General features: G+C 65.0%; 14 protein-coding genes. 9 read left to right on the top strand and 5 right to left on the bottom strand.

The genetic code is table 11. The features are described from left to right. Positions 1-1,503 carry an NAD-dependent succinate-semialdehyde dehydrogenase gene (locus C404_RS52825; protein ID WP_021196923.1) on the top strand — a complete coding sequence of 501 codons (1,503 nt, stop codon included), beginning with the start codon at positions 1-3 and terminating at the stop codon, positions 1,501-1,503. A gap of 99 nt (positions 1,504-1,602) precedes the next feature. Next, positions 1,603-2,985 (top strand): GABA permease, encoded by a 1,383-nt coding sequence (gene gabP / locus C404_RS52820; RefSeq protein ID WP_021196922.1) that lies wholly within the window; start codon positions 1,603-1,605, stop codon positions 2,983-2,985. A 51-nt stretch (positions 2,986-3,036) separates the two neighbouring features. Here gabP and C404_RS52815 read toward each other — a convergent pair whose 3' ends face one another. Further along, on the bottom strand, positions 3,037-3,600 hold the full coding sequence (locus tag C404_RS52815; protein WP_021196921.1) for a carboxymuconolactone decarboxylase family protein: 564 nt from the start codon (positions 3,598-3,600) through the stop codon (positions 3,037-3,039). Positions 3,601-3,661: 61 nt separating this feature from the next. Here C404_RS52815 and C404_RS52810 point away from each other — a divergent pair, with 61 nt between their 5' ends. The 4 genes from C404_RS52810 to C404_RS52795 all read left to right on the top strand — a co-directional run bounded on the left by C404_RS52810 (position 3,662) and on the right by C404_RS52795 (position 6,971). After that, complete coding sequence (locus tag C404_RS52810; RefSeq protein ID WP_021196920.1) at positions 3,662-4,000, top strand: winged helix-turn-helix transcriptional regulator; 339 nt, start codon at positions 3,662-3,664, stop codon at positions 3,998-4,000. A 284-nt stretch (positions 4,001-4,284) separates the two neighbouring features. Then, positions 4,285-5,490: a homoserine O-succinyltransferase MetX gene (gene metX, locus C404_RS52805; protein ID WP_021196919.1), complete on the top strand. Its 1,206-nt coding sequence runs from the start codon at positions 4,285-4,287 to the stop codon at positions 5,488-5,490. Further along, positions 5,487-6,131 (top strand): methionine biosynthesis protein MetW, encoded by a 645-nt coding sequence (metW, locus tag C404_RS52800; protein ID WP_021196918.1) that lies wholly within the window; start codon positions 5,487-5,489, stop codon positions 6,129-6,131. Before metX ends, metW begins: the two co-directional genes overlap by 4 nt. A 126-nt stretch (positions 6,132-6,257) precedes the next feature. After that, positions 6,258-6,971, top strand: coding sequence for a tetratricopeptide repeat protein (locus tag C404_RS52795; RefSeq protein WP_021196917.1), 714 nt, complete (start codon positions 6,258-6,260; stop codon positions 6,969-6,971). A gap of 72 nt (positions 6,972-7,043) precedes the next feature. On the opposite strand, the gene C404_RS52790 is transcribed toward C404_RS52795, so the two are convergent. Both C404_RS52790 and C404_RS52785 read right to left on the bottom strand, forming a co-directional pair. Beyond that, a complete protein-coding gene (locus C404_RS52790; RefSeq protein ID WP_003268276.1) occupies positions 7,044-7,238 on the bottom strand; it encodes a YbdD/YjiX family protein in 195 nt (64 codons plus the stop codon). A gap of 61 nt (positions 7,239-7,299) precedes the next feature. Next, on the bottom strand, positions 7,300-9,354 hold the full coding sequence (locus C404_RS52785) for a carbon starvation CstA family protein (RefSeq protein ID WP_021196916.1): 2,055 nt from the start codon (positions 9,352-9,354) through the stop codon (positions 7,300-7,302). A 290-nt stretch (positions 9,355-9,644) separates the two neighbouring features. Here C404_RS52785 and C404_RS52780 point away from each other — a divergent pair, with 290 nt between their 5' ends. Genes C404_RS52780 through otnI form a run of 3 tightly spaced genes read left to right on the top strand, consistent with a single transcriptional unit; the run spans position 9,645 to position 12,534 of the window. Continuing rightward, complete coding sequence (locus C404_RS52780) at positions 9,645-11,069, top strand: cache domain-containing protein (protein WP_031330001.1); 1,425 nt, start codon at positions 9,645-9,647, stop codon at positions 11,067-11,069. Continuing rightward, a complete protein-coding gene (locus C404_RS52775) occupies positions 11,066-11,698 on the top strand; it encodes a response regulator (protein WP_021196914.1) in 633 nt (210 codons plus the stop codon). Before C404_RS52780 ends, C404_RS52775 begins: the two co-directional genes overlap by 4 nt. A 47-nt stretch (positions 11,699-11,745) precedes the next feature. Beyond that, on the top strand, positions 11,746-12,534 hold the full coding sequence (gene otnI, locus C404_RS52770; protein ID WP_021196913.1) for a 2-oxo-tetronate isomerase: 789 nt from the start codon (positions 11,746-11,748) through the stop codon (positions 12,532-12,534). Between the two features lie 73 nt (positions 12,535-12,607). Here the strand turns inward: otnI and C404_RS52765 are convergent, their stop codons facing one another. After that, positions 12,608-13,072 carry a DUF3617 domain-containing protein gene (locus C404_RS52765; RefSeq protein WP_031329998.1) on the bottom strand — a complete coding sequence of 155 codons (465 nt, stop codon included), beginning with the start codon at positions 13,070-13,072 and terminating at the stop codon, positions 12,608-12,610. 73 nt (positions 13,073-13,145) lie between these two features. Further along, entirely contained in the window at positions 13,146-13,976 is an 831-nt protein-coding gene (locus tag C404_RS52760) for a winged helix-turn-helix domain-containing protein (protein ID WP_021196911.1), read from the bottom strand. Positions 13,977-14,433 lie beyond the last annotated feature (457 nt).

Raw genomic sequence — 14,433 nt, 5'->3', positions numbered from 1 at the left:
ATGACCCGCACTGATTTGCCGAACGCACCGGCCGCACCGATCGCGCTCAAAGACCCGGGCCTGTGGCGCACGCAGGCGTTTCTTGCCGGCACCTGGGCCGATGCCGATGATGGCGCCACGCGCGATGTGACCGACCCCGCCACCGGCCGCACCATCGGCACCGTGCCCGGCATGGGCGCGGCCGAGACGCGCCGCGCCATCGACGCCGCACAGGTTGCGCAGCGCGCCTGGCGCAAGGTGCCGGCGCGTGAGCGTTCGAAGATCTTGCGCAAGCTGGCCGACCTGATGATGGATCACCAGCAGGACCTCGCTGCCATCCTCACGGCCGAGCAAGGCAAGCCGCTACCCGAAGCCGCTGGCGAGATCGCTTACGCCGCCTCGTTCATCGAGTGGTTTGCCGAAGAAGCGCGCCGCGTCTATGGCGACACGATTCCCGCGCCGCAGAGCGATCGCCGCATCGTCGTGACCAAGGAGCCGATCGGTGTGACGGCCGCTATCACGCCGTGGAATTTCCCGATCGCGATGATGACGCGCAAGGTGGGCCCGGCGCTGGCGGCGGGCTGCTCGATGGTGGTTAAGCCCGCGCTTGAGACGCCCTATTCCGCGCTGGCCTTTGCCGAGTTGGCTGCGCGTGCGGGTGTGCCTGCGGGTTTGCTCTCCGTCATCACGGGGGACTCGCAAGCCATTGGCGGCGAGCTGACCTCCAACACCATCGTGCGCAAGCTGAGCTTCACGGGCTCCACGGGTGTCGGCAAGTTGCTGATGCGCCAGTGCGCGGAAGACATCAAGAAGCTATCGCTCGAGCTGGGTGGCAACGCGCCCTTCATCGTGTTTGACGATGCGGATGTCGATGCCGCCGTGGAAGGCGCGATGATCGCCAAGTACCGCAACGCCGGCCAGACCTGTGTGTGCGCCAATCGCTTCTACGTACAGCGCGGTATCTACGACACGTTTGCCGCCAAGCTGGCCGATGCGGTGCGCGCGCTGCGCGTGGGCAATGGCACCGAGCCCGGCGTGCAGCAGGGCCCGCTGATCCACATGCGTGCGATGGACAAGGTGCGTCAGCATCTGGACGATGCCATCGCACAAGGTGCCCGCGTGCTGGTAGGCGGCAAGCCGCATGCGCTGTCCGCACAAGGCGGTGCGTTCTTCGAGCCGACCGTTGTGGTCGATGCCAAGCCGGGCATGCTGGTTGCGCATGAAGAGACCTTCGGCCCGCTGGCGGCGCTCATCCCCTTCGACACCGAAGACGAAGCCGTGGCCGCCGCCAACGACACCGAGTTCGGCCTGGCCGCGTACTTCTACACGCGTGATCTGGGCCGCGCGTGGCGCGTGTCGGAGGCGCTGGAGTCGGGCATGGTCGGTGTCAACACCGGGCTGATCTCGACGGCCGAAGCACCGTTCGGCGGCGTCAAACAATCGGGCCTGGGCCGCGAAGGCTCCAAGTACGGCATCGACGAGTACCTGGAGATCAAGTACATCAACATGGCTGGGCTCGGTTAAATCTCCATACGCAGCGCATCTGACGACAGGCCGGACACTAGAATCCGGCCGTTGTCATTTCCACCCAACCCCGGGGGAATGAAGCATCAAGGAAGAGACATGACAGGATCAAAGTCAGGCCTGAGTTCAGGCCTGAAGCCGCGCCACGTGACCATGCTGTCGATTGCAGGCGTGATCGGCGCGGGTTTGTTTGTGGGCTCCGGGCACGCGATTGCCAAAGCGGGGCCGGCAGCCATTGTCGCGTATGGCATCGCCGGTTTGCTGGTGGTGTTGGTCATGCGCATGCTGGGTGAAATGGCCGTGGCGCATCCGGATACCGGTTCGTTTTCCACCTATGCCGACCGAGCCATCGGGCACTGGGCGGGCTTTAGCATCGGCTGGCTGTACTGGTGGTTCTGGGTGCTGGTGATCCCGATCGAGGCCACCGCCGCTGCACTCATCCTCAACACGTGGTTTTCCGATGTGGCCACCTGGGTCTTTGCGTTGGGTGTGACGTTCGTGCTCACGCTCACCAACCTGTTCTCGGTCAAGAACTACGGCGAATTCGAATTCTGGTTTGCGCTCATCAAGGTGGTGGCCATCGTCATCTTCCTGGCGGTCGGTGGCGCGGCGGTGCTGGGCTTGCTGCCGGGCTCCGGCGTGTCGGGCGCGGCGCGGCTGCTGGATGTGGGCGGCTTCATGCCCAACGGCTTTGGTGCCGTGCTGGCGGCATTGCTGACGACGATGTTCACCTTTCTCGGCACCGAGATCGTCACCATTGCGGCGGCAGAGTCCGCTGACCCATCGCGCCAGATCGTGCGCGCCACCAAGTCGGTCATCTGGCGCATCTGCCTGTTCTACCTGGGCTCGATCTTCGTGGTGACGGCGCTGGTACCGTGGAACGATCCGCTGCTGGCGGCGCATGGCTCTTACCAGCGTGCGCTGGAATTGATTGGCGTGCCGCATGCCAAGGCCATCGTCGATGTGATCGTGCTGGTGTCGGTGGCGAGCTGCCTGAATTCGGCGCTGTACACGGCGTCGCGCATGCTGTTTTCGCTGTCGGTGCGCGGTGATGCGCCGGCCGCCTTGCGCCGGACAGATGCCAACGGCACGCCGCGTGCAGCCGTGCTGGCCTCCACCGCGTTCGGCTTTCTCACGGTCATTGCCAACTACGTGATGCCGGAGCAGGTGTTCTCCTTCCTGTTGGCTACGTCGGGGGCGATTGCGCTGCTGGTGTACATGGCGATTGCAATCTCGCAATTGCGCATGCGGGCGTCGTTGGATGCGTCTGGGGTGAGCACACCGCTGCGCATGTGGCTGTTCCCGTGGCTGACGTGGGCAGTCATCCTCTTCATCTGTGGGGTGCTGCTGGCCATGTTGATCCTCCCGGGCCTGCGCACCGAGGTGATTGCCACGGCGATTCTCGCTGCGCTTGTGTTCGTGGCCGCTTGGCTGAACCAGCGCAAGCGCACGGTGCTCACCGCCCAGCCCGCAAACGCGTGAGTAGCAACAGGCGGCGCCCGCCCCGGTCGAACCTCCCTTTGCCGCGACGGCTCAGGCCGGGGCGTTTTCCGTGGCAGGAAAGCGCCGCGCAAAGCCTTCGAGCGGCAACCGCAGAGCGTTGGTGAGATAGCTCACTGTGCGGTAGAAACCCGCGAGCATCAGCAGTTCGAGCACGGCATCGTCGCTGTAGTGGGCTTTCACGCGTGCCCACAGTGCGTCGTCGATATCGCAGGTCTCGTGCAGGGCATCGCAAAACTGCAGCAGCGTGGTCTCGTGCGGCTGCCAGCAGGCGTCGGTCGGATTGCCGTGCACCAGTGAGCGGATCTGTGCTTCGGTCAGGCTGGCTGCCTCGCCGAAGATCGCGATATGCACGCCCCATTCGTACTCGGAGCCGCAGCGCGCGGTGGTGCGATCGATCACGAGTTCGCGGTCCCGCAGGCTGAGGTGTCCCTTGTCCAGCAGACCGCCCGCGAAAAACTTGCCAGCGAGCCGTTCATCGCGGGCCAGCGTCGTGAACAGGGTCAGCGGTGGTTGCCCGCGCATGACCTTGTCGATGGTTTGTTGGATCGATGCGGCAAACGGTGGTGTCGCGGGGGCGATACGAGCGGTTTCCATGCGGTCTCCTGCGCTATGATTTCCATAGTAAACGTACAAAATTTGCTATGGAAAGTAAAGCATGAAGACGCCACTTCCCGGTCAGGCCGTGCGCGGTTCGGATTCCGGCCGTCCGATCATGGCCGCGCTGGACCTGTTCGGCCGACGCGGCACGCTGCGCATCATCTGGGAATTGCGCGACGGCCCACTGAATTTCCGGGCGCTGCAGGACGCGGCGGATACTAATCCGGCGTTACTCAACACGCGCCTCAAAGAGCTGCGCGCTGCCGGGCTGGTTGATCACGATGAGGGCGGATACCGGCTCACCGATTTATGTGTGGAGCTGCAGGCGCTGCTCATGCCGCTCCACGCCTGGGCTGAGCGTTGGGCGTTGGCGTTGCGTCATGACACCGCTGATTGATCACCACGCTTTCGACAGAGCATCACGAGACGACACAACGGCACGGCCGCATCGCTTCGGGCTTGCTCTATAATCACCATTTCCTGACGCGCCGATTTGACGACTGGCTTGCGGGCGCGCGGGAGTCTTGATGGCACGAATGTGGCTCAGGGCTCTCATTACAAATGCGGCTAAAGAGGTTCGGTCAGAACGCGGGTGGTGAAGGTAAGTGCCCCACGTGCGCCACATGAGAACCCGATTGGTTGCGACATCAGCGTTGCCGGTCGGGTTTTTTCTTTGGTGCCATGACAGAACTTCAGGCGGCCTCCGCAGATGCTGCGGCAGTGACCGAGACCCCTCCTCCAGCGGCACACAAGGCCAAATCGGCCAACGCCATCGGCCTGGTTGTGCCTGAGCGCATGCACTTTGCCGAGCCGCTGCCGCTGCGCAACGGCACGCAGCTCGCCGGCTACGACCTGATGGTCGAGACCTACGGCACGCTCAATGCCGACCGCTCCAACGCGGTGCTCATCTGCCATGCGCTCAACGCCTCGCACCATGTGGCCGGCGTGCATGCGGAAGGCGAAGTCGGCTGGTGGGACAACATGGTCGGCCCCGGTAAGCCGGTGGACACCAACCGCTTCTTCGTCATCGGGGTGAACAACCTCGGTTCATGTTTCGGCTCGACCGGCCCGATGAGCCCGCACCCGGAGACGGGCGCCCCGTACGGCGCGCGCTTCCCCGTGGTGACGGTGGAAGACTGGGTGAACGCCCAGGCGCGCGTGGCCGATCGTTTCGGCATCCAGCAATTCGCGGCGGTCATGGGTGGCAGCCTCGGCGGCATGCAGGCGCTGGCCTGGAGCCTGATGTATCCGGAGCGCGTGCGGCACTGCGTGGTGGTGGCCTCCACGCCCAAGCTGTCGGCGCAGAACATCGCCTTCAACGAGGTGGCGCGCAGCGCGATCCTGTCTGACCCCGACTTTCACGGCGGCGATTACTACGCCCACAACGTCAAGCCCAAGCGCGGCCTGCGCGTGGCGCGCATGATCGGCCACATCACGTATCTGTCGGACGAGGACATGGCGTCCAAGTTCGGCCGCGAGCTCAAGGCGGAAGACATCCGCTTCTCGTTCGATGTCGAGTTCCAGGTGGAGAGCTACCTGCGCTATCAGGGCGACAAGTTTGCCGAGTACTTCGACGCCAACACGTACTTGCTGATCACGCGTGCGCTCGACTACTTCGATCCCGCACTGGCCTACGGCGGCAATCTAACCAAGGCCGTGGCACACACGCAAGCCAGTTACCTCGTCGTCAGCTTCACGACCGACTGGCGCTTCGCCCCCGCGCGTAGCCGCGAGCTGGTCAAGGCGCTGCTCGACAACAAGCACCGCGTCACCTACGGCGAGATCGAAGCCCCCCACGGCCACGACGCCTTCCTCCTGGAAGACGCGCGCTACCACGCCCTGGTGCGTGCCTACTACGAACGCATCGCCCAGGAGATCGGCGCATGACCACCGAAACATTGAACGCGCAGAACGCCGCCGCACCCTCCGCTGTGCCCAACATCCTGGCCGACCGTGCGGATTTCCGTGCCATCGCGCGCTGGATCGAGCCGAACTCCACGGTGCTCGACCTGGGCTGTGCGGATGGCAGCCTGCTGCGCGTGTTACAGGACGAGCGGGACGTACAGGCCTATGGCATCGAGATTGACGACGCCGGTGTGCTGGCGGCCGCCAAGAAGGGCGTGCAGGTGATCCAGCAGAATCTTGAGGGCGGCCTGGCGCTGTTCGAAGACAAGAGCTTCGACACGGTCATCCTTTCGCAAACGCTGCAGACCATCCACAACACCGCACAGGTGCTGCGCGAGATGCTGCGCGTGGGCCGCGAGTGCATCGTGTCGTTCCCGAACTTTGGGTATTGGCCGCATCGGCTGTCGATCTTCCGCGGGCGCATGCCGGTGTCGGAAGCATTGCCGTATGAGTGGTACGACACGCCCAACGTGCGCGTGCTGACGATCCGCGACTTTGAAGTGCTGGCGTCCAAGGTGGGGCTGCTGATTCTCGATCGCGTCGTGCTACACGAAGGCAGCGTCGTGCGCTGGGGCGCCAACTGGCGTGGCAGCGTGGCGGTGTACCGGGTGCGTGCAGCCTGATTGCCACGGCAATCAGCTCGCGTCCGTCCATGCGCCTGCGCCATGCCAACGCGAGACGGGGCGCCGCGGTACACTCGACCATCTTCCGGTGAGGAGCACGTGATGGGCATATCAGTCACACGACGCATGCTGCGGACGGTCGTTGCCCTGGTGGCGAGTGCTGCGATGCTGCCGGCGCTGGCCGCGTCCTCACCGACAGAGACCCACAGCGATGCCGCCGCCCTCACCCAGATCGCCATCGCGCACTACGAACACAACGACTTCGGCCACGCCTTTGACGAGTTCGCCGAGGCCGCGCAACGCGGTAATCGTCTCGCGCAATTCAACTACGCGATGATGCTGATGCGCGGCGAAGGTACCGTCGCCCGCCCCGAAGAAGCCGTCAAATGGTTGCGCCGCGCCGCCGACAATCAGATGACCCACGCGCAGTTTGCCTACGGCGAGTTGTACGAACGCGGCGAGCTGGTGCCGCGCTCCGTGGAAGAGGCCAACAAGTGGTACGAGCGTGCCGCCGTCGGCGGGCATGTCGAGGCGCAGCGCGCGCTGGCCACCAACTACTTCACCGGCCGGGGCGTACCGCGTGATTACAAGCGCGCCTTCACCTGGTACAAGAAGGCCGCCGAAGGTGGCGATGCACCGTCGCAGTACATTGTCGGCAGCTACTACGAGCGCGGCGAGCCAGGCGTGGTGCCGCAGGACGTCGAGCAGGCCAAGACCTGGTACGGCCGTGCCGCCGCGCAGGGCGACGTGGGTGCGCTAGGCAAGCTGCGCGAGCTGGTGGAGAAGACCTATCGGGCCAAGCATGGCGATCCGCCCACGGCGGCGCGCCCATCCTTGTAGCGCACGCATGAGAAAACCGCCGGGCATGGCTTCATGCACCGGCGGTTTGTTTTTGCAGCGTTTGATTCGCCGTCAGCAGCAGCGACCCACGCGGCCCTTGTAGCGTGCGTCCTGGCGCTCGCGGAAGAACTCCTCGTACGTCATGACGGGCTGGCCGGGATGGGTCTCTTGCATGTGGCGCACGTAGGTGTCGTAGTCCGGCACGCCCACCATCAGGCGCATTGCCTGGCCGAGGTAGCGGCCGAGGGTTTCGATTTCTTCGCGCATGTGGGTGCTCCTTGCAAGACAGCGGCACGCACGTGGCATGCCGCTTCCACGGTGCTGGGCCTTATGCGCCCAGCGCTTCGTACGGCGTTTCGTTGACGGTCGGGCGGTTGGCCGCGCGCGCCTTGAGCACCGTGCGCACGCCGTACCAACCGATGCTGACCACCACCAGCACGAACAGGCCGCACAGGAAGGCGTCGATACGGTCGTTCAGCACGATCTGCTGCATCTGCGCCACCGACTTGGCCGGAGCCAACAGCTTGCCTTCGGCAATCGCGCCAGCGTACTTGTTGGCGTGGGCCAGGAAGCCGATCTTCGGGTCCGGATCAAACAGCTTCTGCCAGCCGGCCGTGAGCGTGCAGATCAGCAGCCACGCGGTCGGCAGCAGCGTCACCCACACGTAGCGGTCACGCTTCATCTTGACCAGCACGCAGGTGCCCAGTGTCAGCGCAATCGCGGCCAGCATCTGGTTGGAGATGCCGAACAGCGGCCACAGCGTATTGATACCGCCCAGCGGGTCGACCACGCCCTGGTACAGGAAGTAGCCCCACAGTGCGACCGTTGCGGCGGTGGCGATCAGGTTGGCGACCAGCGAGTCCGTGCGCTTGAGTGCCGGCACAAAGGTACCCAGCAGATCCTGCAGCATGAAGCGGCCCGCACGCGTGCCTGCGTCCACGGCGGTGAGGATGAACAGCGCCTCGAACAGAATCGCGAAGTGGTACCAGAAGGCCATCATGGCCTGACCGCCCACCACCTGGTGCAGGATGTGCGCCATGCCCACAGCGAGCGTCGGTGCGCCGCCTGCACGGGCGAGGATGGTGTTCTCGCCGACGTCCTTGGCGGTCTGGATCAGCACGTCCGGCGTGATGACGAAGCCCCAGGTGGACAGCGTCTGCGCCACCACATCCGGCGTTGCACCCACCAGTGCTGCCGGGCTGTTCATCGCAAAGTACACGCCCGGGTTGATGACCGAAGCGGCCACCAGCGCCATGATGGCGACGAACGATTCCATCAGCATCGCGCCGTAGCCGATGAAGCGCGCTTGGGTTTCGTTCTCCAGCAGCTTGGGCGTGGTGCCCGACGAGATGAGCGAGTGGAAGCCCGACACCGCGCCGCACGCAATCGTGATGAACAGGAACGGGAACAGGTTGCCCGACCACACCGGGCCACCGCCGGCCGCAAACTGCGTGAGCTGCGGCATCTGCATCTTCGGCGCGACGATCAGGATGCCGATGGCCAGCGCGATGATCGTGCCGATCTTCAGGAACGTCGACAGGTAGTCACGCGGGGCCAGCAGCAGCCACACCGGCAGTACCGAGGCCACAAAGCCGTAGCCGATCAGCATCCACGTCAGCGCCTTGCCGTCGAACGTGAACAGCGGCGCGAGCGCGGCGTTCTCATGCACCGCCTGGCCGCCGATGATGGCGAGCATCAGCAGCACGAAGCCGATGATCGACACCTCGCCGATGCGGCCCGGGCGGATGTAGCGCACGTACACGCCCATGAACAGCGCGATGGGAATCGTCGCGGCCACCGTGAAGGTGCCCCACGGCGAGCCGACCAGCGCCTTCACCACGATCAGCGCCAGCACGGCCAGGATGATGATCATGATGAGGAACGCGCCAAACAGCGCGATCACGCCGGGCACCGTGCCCATCTCGCTCTTCACCAGGTCACCCAGCGAGCGGCCGTCGCGGCGGGTGGAGATGAACAGCACGATGAAATCCTGCACCGCGCCGGCAAACACCACGCCGGCCAGAATCCACAGCATGCCCGGCAGATAGCCCATCTGCGCGGCCAGCACGGGGCCGACCAGCGGGCCAGCACCGGCGATGGCCGCGAAGTGGTGGCCGAACAGCACGTACTTGTTGGTGGGAACGTAATCGAGCCCGTCGTTATGACGCCAGGCGGGCGTCTTGCGGGTGCCGTCCAGGCCGAGCACGCGGTCGGCAATGAAGCGGCTGTAGTAGCGATACGCGATCAGGTAGATACATACGGCGGCCACCACCACCCACAGCGCGCTGACTGCCTCGCCGCGCGCGAGCGCAACGGTGGCAAAAGCAGACGCGCCAAGAATGGCGACGACCAGCCAGATCAGGTGTTGCCTGACGAAGCTCATGTCGGTCTCCTCGAACCTTGGTCGAAGTTGCTGAATGCGGGATGTGGGCCCATCCCTGCGGGTTGGTCCTGCCGATCCTGTCGCTCTCGCGTCGTCGGCAAGGTTTGCACGCAGTCCGTTGGCCTGAGTTGGCCGGACGGCGAGGCCGTGTAGTATTTGCCAGCCCCACCCTGTGCCACAAGCGGAGGACTACGCAGCATCTGTCCGTAGTACTACGCAGGCCACGTGATTCCCAATCGAATTCGCGCCCGAACCTTACGATGTTGCAACGCAAGGTGTCGCGCCCTGCCATGAAGCTCCGCCAGAAGATCCTGTTGCTCGCTGTTGCGCCGCTGACCATCGCCATGCTGGCGATCATGCTGACCGTGCGGCACCAGTCGATCGCGCTGGCGCAGCATGAACGGCAACTGGTGGAGTCCGCCTACCTGCAGGCCAAGGAGACCGAGCTGCGGGCCTATGTGAAGCTTGCTCAGAGCGCCATCGCGCCGCTGGTCGCGTCCGGCCGCGACAATGAGGCCACGCGCGACGAAGCCATGCGCACCCTCGCTCGCCTCGACTTCGGCACCGACGGCTACTTCTTCCTCTACGACATGCGCGGCCGCAACCTCATGCACCCGCGCCAACCCGAGCTGGTCGGCCGTGACTTGTGGGACCTGACCGACGCCGGTGGGCAGCCCACGATCCAGAAGCTGGTCGCGGCCGCACAGAATGGCGGCGGTTTCGTGCGCTACATGTGGGACAAGCCCTCCACGCACCAGAGCGTGCCCAAGCTCGGCTATGTCGAGCCGATCCCGAAGTGGGGCTGGATGGTCGGCACCGGCCTCTATCTGGATGACATCGAGCAGACCCTGCGCCAGATCGATCAGCGTGCGCAGACCAATATCGACCAGACGCTTGCGTGGGTGGTGGCCATCGCGGCCATCAGCATCCTGCTGGTGGCCGGCAGCGGCCTGGCACTCAACGTGAGCGACCATCGTGAGGCGGACGCCAAGTTGCGCCAGCTTGCGCAGCAGGTGGTGCGCTCTCAGGAAGACGAGCGCGCGCGCGTCTCGCGTGAGCTGCATGACGGCATCAGCCAGGTGCTGGTGTCGACCAAGCTGCTGCTGGAAACGGCGCACGGTCATCTGGAAGCGCAGCCTGCAAAAGCGGCCGCCACCGACAAGGCCACCAGCATGCTGCGCCGCGCGCTCGATCGCTTGAACGGCGCGCTGGGCGAGGTGCGGCGCGTGTCGCACAACCTGCGCCCTGCGCTGCTCGACGACCTGGGCCTGGCGGCTGCGCTGGAGTTGCTCGTGCGCGAAACGCGCGAAGCGCATGAAGACCGCCAACCGGGTTTCGCCATCGCGCTGGAGCTCGCCGGGCCGGTCGTGCAGTTGCCGGATGCCTGCAACACGGCGTTGTTCCGCATCGCCCAAGAGGCCATCTCCAACGTCGAGCGCCACGCCACGCATGCCACGCGCATCGGCGTGCTGCTGGAGAACGACATCGATGCCGTGCGCCTGTCCATCCGCAACAACGGCCCGGGCTTCGATGTCGAGTCCGTACAGGTCGACCCCGAGCACGGCATTGGCCTGCGCAACATGCGTGAGCGCATGGCTGCATTGGGCGGCACCTGTACCATTGTTTCCGACGTGCACGGCACGGAGGTCTGCGCCGTGCTGCCGCACATTGTTATCGCTCAACTGGCTTCTGCCGCCGCATCCACATCCGCATGAACACGCCCGTCAAATTGCTTCTCGTCGACGATCACCCGCTGGTGCGCGATGGTGTGCGCGTGCGGTTGGAGGCCGTGCCGCATTTCGAAGTGGTGGGCGAAGCCGGCGATGCGCAGGGCGCGCTCGAAGCCGCACGCACGCTGTCGCCCGATCTGGCGCTGATGGACATCGGCATGCGTGGCATGAACGGTATCGCGCTCACCGAAAAGTTTGCCGAGCAGTTTCCGGAGATTGCTGTGCTCGTGCTGTCGATGCACGACAACCTGGAGTACGTGCGCCAGGTGATTCGCGCCGGTGCACGCGGCTACGTGCTCAAGGACGCGCCTGCCAGCGAGCTGGTGGAGGCCATTGACGCCGTGCTCGCCGGTCGCGCCTTCTACAGCGCACAACTGGCGATGCGCATGGCCGAGCAGGCCATCATGCCCACGCCCGTGGAGGCGCTCACACCGCGCGAGCGCGACATCCTCGATGGCATCGCCAAGGGCTACGCCAACAAGCGCATCGCTGACGAACTCGGGCTCTCCGTGCGCACGGTGGAGTCGCACCGCCTGAACCTCAAGCGCAAGCTCGGCATCGAGGGCCAGGCGGAGCTGGTGAAGTTTGCCGTGGAGCTGGGCAAGGGCCGCTAAGTCATCGCTATCGTTACTGTTGTCGCTATCGTCTTCCGAGGTTTGCCATGCCGCGCTTTGCCGCCAACCTGTCCATGATGTATCAGGAGCACGCGTTTCTCGACCGCTTTGCCGCCGCGGCAAAAGATGGCTTCGAGGGCGTGGAGTTTCTCTTTCCCTACGACTTTGACCGCGCGGACATCCGTGCCCGCCTGGACGATGCAGGTCTCGCACAAGCGCTGTTCAACGCCCCGCCGGGCGATTGGGCAAGCGGCGAGCGCGGCATTGCTTCACTGCCCGGGCGCGAAGACGAGTTCAAGCGTGGCATTACGACAGCGCTGGAGTATGCGCAGGTGCTCGGCAACACGCGCCTGCATGTGATGGCCGGCCTGCTGCCCACCGGCGCCGACCGCGCACGCCATCAGGCCACCTACGTGAGCAACGTCGCCTACGCCGCGCGCGAGGCGGCTAGCGCAGGCGTCACCATCGTGCTCGAGCCGATCAACACACGCGACATGCCCGGCTTCTTCCTCACGCATCAGGCGCAAGCGCACGCGGTGTGCAAGGAGGTGGGCGCCCCCAACCTGAAGGTGCAGTTCGACCTGTACCACGCGCAGATCATGGAGGGCGATCTGTCGGTCAAGCTCAAGCAGTACGTGGCCGATGTCGGCCATGTGCAGATTGCCGGCGTGCCCGATCGCCACGAGCCGGATGCGGGCGAGTTGAACTACCCGTACCTCTTCGCGTTGATGGATGCGCTGGGCTACGACGGTTGGGTCGGCTGCGAGTACCGGCCGCGCGCCGGCACCAGCGAGGGGCTGGGCTGGCTCAGGCGTTGGCGCGAGAGCCAGCGCTGATCGGGCGCGCCGCAAAAGAAAAACGGCCGGATCTGCATACGCATTCCGGCCGTTGTTGTGTTGGCGCGTCGGCTTACGATTTGCACGCCCCCACGTAGCGCCCCTGGTAACGGAAGCCGATGGTCATCGGTCCGAGCTGCGGATGCTGCGAGCGCCCCGTCCCCGAGATGTCGTAGCGGTTGGCACTCAGGGGGCCGCTGCCTTCCAGTGTGCCCGTGCCACCCTGCGCGCCGGCATCGCAGTTGACCTTCACCTTGAGCGTGCCCGCAACATAGTTCCATTGCGTCAGGCGGCAGCCGGGCATGTCGCGGGCCATGTTGCGCTCCATTGTTGCGCGGACATCGCCGGCATCCTTGCTCGCCAGGCAGCCGGTGCTGGTATGCACGGAGACCTGGCGGCCGTGCTCATCCGGAATCGCCAGCGGCTTGCCGTTGACGGTGTAGCTGGTCTTGTCTTCCCATTGCCCTGGTGTCACTTCCTGCGCGTAGGCACAGACGGCCAGCCCGGTCAGCAAGGCGCTACTCAACCACGATTTCATGCGTGTTCTCCCCACGTTGATAAGAAAACGGCGCTCTTGGGCGCCGTTTTGTTTGATGCGTTTGTGGCTTGCGTCAGGCCGTCATCTGCATCGCTGTGGGACGCAGCGGCGTGCGTGCAAACGGGGTCTCGACGATCGGCTCGGGCTTGCGCGAGGCGGCCACGTTCAGGCGATCACCAATCGGTTCGGCCGCCTGAGCCGCACCACCGCCCACCACCAGGCGGTAACCACCACCACGCACGGTCTGGATCAGGCCGTCGCAGGGTGTGCCAGCCAGCGCCACGCGCAGCTTGCGCACGTGCACGTCGACGGTACGTTCCCCCACGAAGACGTGGTTGCCCCACACGCGGTCAAGCAGTTGCGTGCGCGAGTGCACGCGCTGCGGATGCGCGACCAGGAAGTGCAGCAGGCGGAATTCCAGCGGGCTGAGTGCGATGGCGCGCGGGCCGGTTTCGACTTGCGCAGTCACGCCCAGGGTCAGCGGGTCGAGGCGCAGGCCGTTGACCTGCAGGATCTCGTCGCCTTGCTGCGGTGCGCGTCGGCGGAGCACGGCGCGGATGCGCGCATGCAACTCGCCCGTGTCGCAGGGCTTGACGACGTAGTCGTCTGCGCCGGCGTCGAGTGCCGCGATCTTGGCGCGCGCGTCGCCATGGCGCGACAACACGATGACAGGCAGACCGCGCGTTTGCGCGTTGGCACGCAGCGCCAGCAGCATGTCGATCGACTCACGCTCGGGCCATGCCCACTCCATCACGAGCAAATCCGGCGTGGACGCCTGGATTGCGGTTTGCGCTTGCACTGGGCTGTCGACACGCAGGACATGATGTCCGCCGTCGCGCAGGGAAAATGACAAACGTTCGCCCTCTGCCTGGTCCTGTTCGACCAGCACGATTTGAGTACCCACTTGTAAAACCTCCCGTCTAACCAGCCGACACACTCCGGCGAGCAGCCTTGCGGCTGCGCTCTGCTGTCTGCGGTGCGCGTTGTTATGGATTCCGTGCCGGCATTGCGCGTCTGCCTGCAGGTCATGCCTCTCGGGCGCCATCTGCCGGACCTTGCGGACCTGCAGGACGATCGTCGTGTGTTGCCATCCCGTTGACGATCGGTGGCGGAGCCTCCTGGTGTATCCAGGGTGGTTTGGGATTGGTCGATCAGCCCCCCGGCCTTCTCGTGGCGCGCCGCACTATGCAATCGTTTGCACAAGGTGCGGCATCGTCAACGCGAAAACCGAGCCGGCGCCCCCCCGGGCGCCGGGAAGATGGGGCATATCCCCCATCGGCACATGGCATTGGCCAGCCTTCCTTTCCCGATTCCTCTTGTCTGGATACCCCCTCCGGCTCATGGAAGAGAAATCCCGTTTT

Source organism: Ralstonia sp. AU12-08 (genome assembly GCF_000442475.1).
Classification (GTDB): domain Bacteria; phylum Pseudomonadota; class Gammaproteobacteria; order Burkholderiales; family Burkholderiaceae; genus Ralstonia; species Ralstonia insidiosa.
Note: the sequence above shows the minus strand (reverse complement) of the source record. Positions and strands in the feature narration are given on the sequence as shown.